Annotated in this window: 4 protein-coding genes; all 4 read right to left on the minus strand. The window is 60.8% G+C overall.

What is annotated here, in order from left to right; translation table 11 throughout:
- Positions 1-1470: AarF/ABC1/UbiB kinase family protein (locus A3730_RS05710; protein ID WP_063537680.1), on the minus strand; the 1470-nt coding region annotated here is incomplete at its 3' end.
- A gap of 269 nt (positions 1471-1739) precedes the next feature.
- Entirely contained in the window at positions 1740-3692 is a 1953-nt protein-coding gene (locus tag A3730_RS05715; protein WP_063519968.1) for a cation:proton antiporter, read from the minus strand.
- Between the two features lie 81 nt (positions 3693-3773).
- Positions 3774-4472 carry an endo alpha-1,4 polygalactosaminidase gene (locus tag A3730_RS05720; RefSeq protein ID WP_231880611.1) on the minus strand — a complete coding sequence of 233 codons (699 nt, stop codon included), beginning with the start codon at positions 4470-4472 and terminating at the stop codon, positions 3774-3776.
- A 238-nt stretch (positions 4473-4710) separates the two neighbouring features.
- A complete protein-coding gene (locus tag A3730_RS05725) occupies positions 4711-6141 on the minus strand; it encodes an aldehyde dehydrogenase family protein (protein WP_063519966.1) in 1431 nt (476 codons plus the stop codon).
- Positions 6142-6336 lie beyond the last annotated feature (195 nt).

A 6336-nucleotide genomic window follows, 5' to 3' on the forward strand; every position in this document is an offset into this window, starting at 1 on the left:
GGTGTCCACCGGGTCGTGTTCCAGCCGGCCGAGCAGTTCGCTGACCTGCTGCATCATGTCTTCTGCAGTGGGCCAGCCGGTCTGTTGCCCGGGATTGATAATGGCGTCGCGGACCTGGTCCAGCACCGCAGAGACAAATGCCAGCAGGGTGGCCGGGTCGCCGCTGCGGGTGACAAAACCGAGGGCGGTAAGGGTGTCGGCGATGACGGTTTCATCGCCAACAATGCAAGCCTGCAGCACCCGGAAGTAACCCCGGCGGGCGTCGTCGGTGAGTGCTTGCGCGCAGCCGAAATCCAGCAGTACCAGCGTATTGTCCGGGGTGATCATGATGTTGCCGGGGTGCGGGTCGGCATGGAAAAGGCCGCCGTTGAGCACCTGGCAAAACCAGGCATCCAGCAGCGTACTGAGCAGGGCGCTGACTTGCGCCGGGTCCGACTCTTTCAGGCGATCCAGGGTGAGGGTGAGTTTCTCGCCCTGGATAAATTCGGTGGTGAGCACATGCCGGCTGCTGCGCTCGGGCACCAGTGTCGGCACCCGAATCCCGGGGATGGCCGCGAGCTGTCGGCCGATGTCCGTCATGACGCGGGCTTCGCGCTGGTAGTCCAGTTCTTCGCGAACCGTGCGCTGGATTTCGTTGACGATGGTGTCGATATCCATGGGCGGCAGGGCGGATTTCACCGCGTCCATGAAGACCTTGAGCAGCGTCATGTCCAGTTCGACCACTTCATCAAGCCCCGGGCGCTGCACTTTAACGGCCACTTCGCGGCCATCGTGCAGCCGGGCGCGGTGGACCTGGCCGATGCTGGCGGCAGCCAGGGGTTGGGGGGCCACGTGGGCAAACAGTGTATCCAGTGGCTGGTTGAACTCCTGCTCCAGCACCGTGGCAATGTCGGCAAAGTCCACCGGACTGGCCTGATCCTGCAATACGGCCAGTTCATCCACCCAGGCCTGGGGCAGCAGATCCGGACGGCTGGAGAGCAGTTGGCCGATTTTCAGGAAGGCGCCGCCCTGCTCCAGGGAGGTGTCACGAAAGCGTTTGGCGTTGCGCTTGTGCAGGTTGGCCAGCGCGGCATCGCGCATGCTGCCCGGCAGGAAAGCGGCTCTGGTGCCCCACAGGCGATAGCTGGCGACCACCTTGGTGAGCATCCAGCCGGTTTTGGTCAGGCGCTTGAGGCGCGCGGGCCAGCGGCGGGCTTCGTCGGCGAGCAGCTGCATTTCTTCGTTTACGGCGCTGGCACCACGGGTGACGGCCTTGCAGGCGGTAATGGCCTGGTCGGCGATTTCCCGGCCCTGCCAGGCGGTTTTCTCGATGGCCTTGATGCAACCCTCGACCACGGCAATCCAGGCTTTCAGTCCGCTGTCTTGCTGCTTGCGCTGGGCAAAGTCATTGAGCGGCTGCCAGTTCGGCACCTGATCTGCCTGCGGCTGGGCAGGCTGGAGCGTGTTGTTGTTCGCTGATGTGGCTCGCATCGGGCGGGCCCTCCACAGTTTTTGTGTATAAGTGTTCACAAATTACTGCGAAGCAGGCAGGCGGGCAAGTCAAAAGTGAGCAAAGGCTCCTTTTTGTTTGACAATACGCTAAGAAAGCCGGTTTGCGGGCTGTCTGCGGGGGCCTGACGTATGGATATCCCGTTCTGTCTGGTTGCGGTGACCGCCTGGGGGGCGCAGAGGGGCTACGGTGCGCGCAGATTTGTGAACAGGCATGCCGTTTTTGTTGAGTGTCCGTGGCGATTCGGGCGTTAGCCGCCCAACAAGCGAACCTCGGCGGCTTCCACGGCTTCCAGTCGGCCGTAAAGTATGACTGTATCCCCTTGTGCCAGGACCAGGCTTTCATCCGGGCTTTCGTGGGTGTGTTCTGCCCGTTTCACCGCCCGGATTTCCACATCGCGCAAGCCGCAGTCACGGATACTCTGGCCAATGCTGCGGGCTTTTTCACTGAGGGTAACGGCGTGCAGCAACCGATAGGGGTTGCCGGCGCTGTCGGTGGTGGGGAAGGAATCGCCGTGGTAATAGCCTTGCAGCATGCGGTAGCGGTCGCGGCGGGTTTTGCGCAGCATCGCCAACACCCGTTCAAAGGGTACGTCGAGCATCATCAGGGCGTGGGCCACCAGCATCAGCGACGCCTCCAGTACTTCGGGAACGACCTCGGCGGCACCGGCTGTCGTGAGCGCATCCAGGTGAGTGTCATCCCGGGTGCGTACCAGCACCCGCACATCGCTGTTGAGATCCCGGCAGGTGTGGATGATGCGTTCCGCCAGACGCGCGTCATCGAATGTCACCACCAGCAGGCGGGCGCGGTGAATACCCGCCCGTTCGAGAATGTCCTTGCGGCTGGCGTCGCCAAACAGGATGTGTTCGCCGGCGGCGCTGGCTTCCTGCAAGCGCACCAGATCCATATCGACTGCGACGGCATGGTGATGGAAGCGGTTCAGGTAACGCATCAGGTTCTGGCCCACCCGGCCATAGCCGCACAGGATGACGTGGCCGGAAATGTTATCGGATACCGGGCTGTCCTTGGGGATTTCCATCCACGGGCGCAGCAGGCGACGGCTGAGTTTTCCGCTGTGTTGCAGCAGGGCGGGGGTTACCGCCATGGTGAGTACGGTGATGGACACCAGCAGGCCGGCTTTACCCGGCGACATGACTTGATGAGACACCGCCAGGGCAACCAGCACAAAACCGAACTCGCCACACTGGGACAGAATAAGGCCGCTGCGGGTGGCGGTGTCGGCAGGTTCTCCCAGCAGACGCAGCAAAGCGAAAATCAGTACCGCCTTGAACAGCATCAGCGAGACAGCAGCGAGGATGATCCAGTGCCACTGTTCGGCAAACAGATTTGGGTCCACCAGCATGCCGACACTGATAAAAAACAAGCCGAGCAACAGGTCACGAAAGGGGCGCAGGTCCGCCTCGATCTGATGGCGGAAATGACTTTCCCCCAGCATCATGCCTGCCAGAAAAGCGCCCAGCGCCATGGACAAGCCCAGCCAGTGAGTCACCCAGGCGGCGACCAGAGCCAAGAGCAGGGCCGTCATGACAAACACTTCATCGGAGCGAGTGCGGCCGGTTTCTTCCAGCAGCCGTGGCAGTATCCATCTCCCCACCACGTAGATGCCGGCAAACAACAGCAGGGATTTACCCAGGGTGAGGCCTGCCATGGCCCACAGGGCATCGCCGCTGCTGTTGCTGATCACCGGTAACATTACCAGCATGATCACCGCCGCCAGATCTTGGAACAGCAGGATGCCGGTGGAAGCCCGCCCGTAACCGGTGTTCACCGCACCCCGGCCAATCAGATCACGAATCACGATGGCGGTGGAAGAGAGCGCGAGCGCCCCGGCGGTGATGCCGGCGGTCATGGGCTGGAAACCGAGCAACCGCATGACGGCGAACACCGCTGCCCCGGTAAGAATGACTTGCAATGGGCCTGCGCCGAACACAATGCGGCGCAACGTCATCAGGCGGGGAATGGAAAATTCCAGCCCCAGGGTAAAAAGCAAAAAGACGATGCCAAATTCGGCCAGGTGCTGGATGCCTTCTACGTCATTGATCCAGCCGAATCCAAACGGCCCTGCAGCCAGACCGGACAGCAGGTAGGCAAGAATGGGAGGCATGCCCAGGCGGCGAAATACCACCACAGCGACTACCGCACTGCTGAGGAGAACCACAATTAATGTCAGGGTGTCATGCATAACACTGCATTCCGAAAGGCCGAAAGGGCAGTGTAGCAGCCCCCGTTGTCGGGGGCAGTCCCGGTGTTTGCTTGGCGAGGCTTAATCGTTGCAGCTAAAGCGGTAGCTGTCGTCCAGTGCCAGTGGCAGGGTCAGTGAGCGAAAGCCCAGGCTGTCCATATGCTGGCAATGAATGTTGTGGCCCTGCGGGTCGGCCCCGTACAGGTAATCGATGTGCAGCACGGGTTTGCCGGCTTCAATAAACGGGGTCAGCAGATGACATTCCTGCCATTGGTGACAGGATTCATTCACCGCGAAGTCGGCGTGATCAACCAGGTCTTCAACTTGCTCCAAATCGTTCTTTAGTGATACGGCCAGGCCGTGGTCGTGAGCGGTGTCGAACAGGAAGCGGTTGTAGTCCAGCTGGCTGTTATAGCTCAGCGGGAAACCGGTGCGGTTGCTGTAGCCATCCACATTGTCCGGGTCCACCCCGTCACAGCCTTTGCTGGCGGCCAGGGCAATGCGATCAGACATGATCGCGCGGACATTGATTGAGCGGGTATCGAGCCAGCGTTCCCCGGGCCAGTTACCCAGGCGCCGGCCTTTGTCGGCAGCGGTAAAACGGCTCTTGTCCTCGCGCCAGTTTTCGAAAGTACCGGCGGAAAAATAGCAGATCACTCGGCGGCCACTGGCGTGCAAGTCGTCGATCACATTCTGGGGTGTGTCGAACAGGTCCAGCACATAGAGGTCAGCGGTATAACCGGTGTTGATCGGACCCTGGAGCTGAATTTGCCAGCTCACATCTATATCGGGCTGATACCAGCTTCCTTCGGGAGGCGGGGGCGTGACAGGAAGCAAGGAAGAAACCAGCGCAGAGATGAGAGGAAGGGACGCAGCCATGAAGTCGAATCCTGATGGAGTTCTTTTCGATGGTAGGCGTTTTTTGACGTTGGGAATGTGAGTATATGCAGGTGTTTATGTAAGAAATAACGCCGGGACTGTAAGTCCCGGCGTACGCAGAAATGCTTAACTGCGTTGCTTATTGCGGGGTACGGATCACCAGCAGCCGTTCTTCGGTCATGTCGTTGATGGCCCAGCGGATGCCTTCGCGGCCCAGGCCGGAATCCTTCACGCCGCCGTAGGGCATGTTGTCCACGCGCCAGCTGGGCACGTCGCCGATCACTACGCCGCCCACTTCCAGTTCGTCCCAGGCTTTCTGGGCCTTGTACAGGTCGCGGGTGAAGATGCCGGCCTGCAGGCCGAACCTGGAATCGTTGACGGTGTTCAGAGCGTCGTCAAAATCGCTGAAGCGGCTGATCACGGCCACCGGGCCGAAGGCCTCTTCTTCCACGATATTGGTGCCCTTGGGCGCGTTCTCCAGCAGGGTGGCTTCGAGCATGGCGCCGTCGCGCTTGCCGCCCACCAGCAGAGTGGCGCCGGCATCCACAGCTTCATTAACCCAGTTTTCCAGCCGGGTAGCTTCGCCTTCCGAGATCACCGGGCCGATAAAGGTGTCTTCGTCTTTCGGGTCACCCATTTTCAGGCCGGCGGTTTTTTCCACCAGGCGGGTTTTCAGTTCGTCGTAGATCGCATCGTGAATCAGGATGCGCTGTACGCCGATGCAGCTCTGGCCGGACTGGTAGAAAGCGCCGAAAGTGATGCGCTCCACGGCGTCGTCCAGGTCGGCATCTTCATCCACGATTACCGCCGCGTTGCCGCCCAGTTCCAGGATCACCGGTTTCTTGCCGGCACGGGCTTTCAGGTCCCAGCCCACGTCCGGGCTGCCGGTGAAGCTGAGCAGCTTGAAACGCTCATCAGTGGTGAACAGGTCGGCGCCTTCGCGATGACAGGGCAGGATGGAAAACGCGCCTTTCGGCAGGTCGGTTTCTGCCAGCACTTCACCAATGATGATGGCGCCGATGGGCGTGCGGCTGGCCGGTTTAAGCACAAAGGGGCAGCCGGCGGCGATGGCCGGGGCGACCTTGTGTGCAGCCAGGTTCAGCGGGAAATTGAACGGGGAAATAAACGAGCACGGGCCAATGGGGACGCGTTTGACCATGCCCCGGTAGCCTTTGGCACGGGCGGAAATTTCCAGGTTGGGCATTTCGCCGTCGATGCGCACGGCTTCTTCGGCGGCCACGCGGAAGGTGTCGATCAGGCGGCCCACTTCACCACGGGCATCCTTGATCGGTTTGCCCGCTTCGATGCACAGGGCCAGGGCCAGTTCCTCGTAACGTTCTTCAAAGCGCTTGACGCAGTGGTACAAGATTGCCTGGCGCTCGTAGGGCGCCAGTTGTGCCATGGGCTTGGCGGCCTTGTCGGCGGCGTCGATGGCCTTGTCGATGGTGGCGGCGTCCGCCATGGCCACGCGGGTGGCCACTTCACCGCTGTATTTGTCGGTGACATTCAGATCCTGGTTGGCGAAGACGGCTTCGTTGGCCAGGTAGTAGGGGTAGGCGTCTTTTAGCATGTCGGTTCCTTAAGGCGTTTCAGTGGGCCATGAGGTTTTTTTGGGCTGTCTTTAACGCGTCGGACGTCAGACGTCGGACGTCCGACGCTACAATCAAAACCCCGAACGGCGCAGGCTGCTCGAGCCGTCCGGGTTGTACTCACAGTTTCGAGCTAAGATCCCGAATTTCCCGGTTGAGGATGCGGCTGTTGTCGC

This window comes from Alcanivorax sp. HI0044, assembly GCF_001634945.1.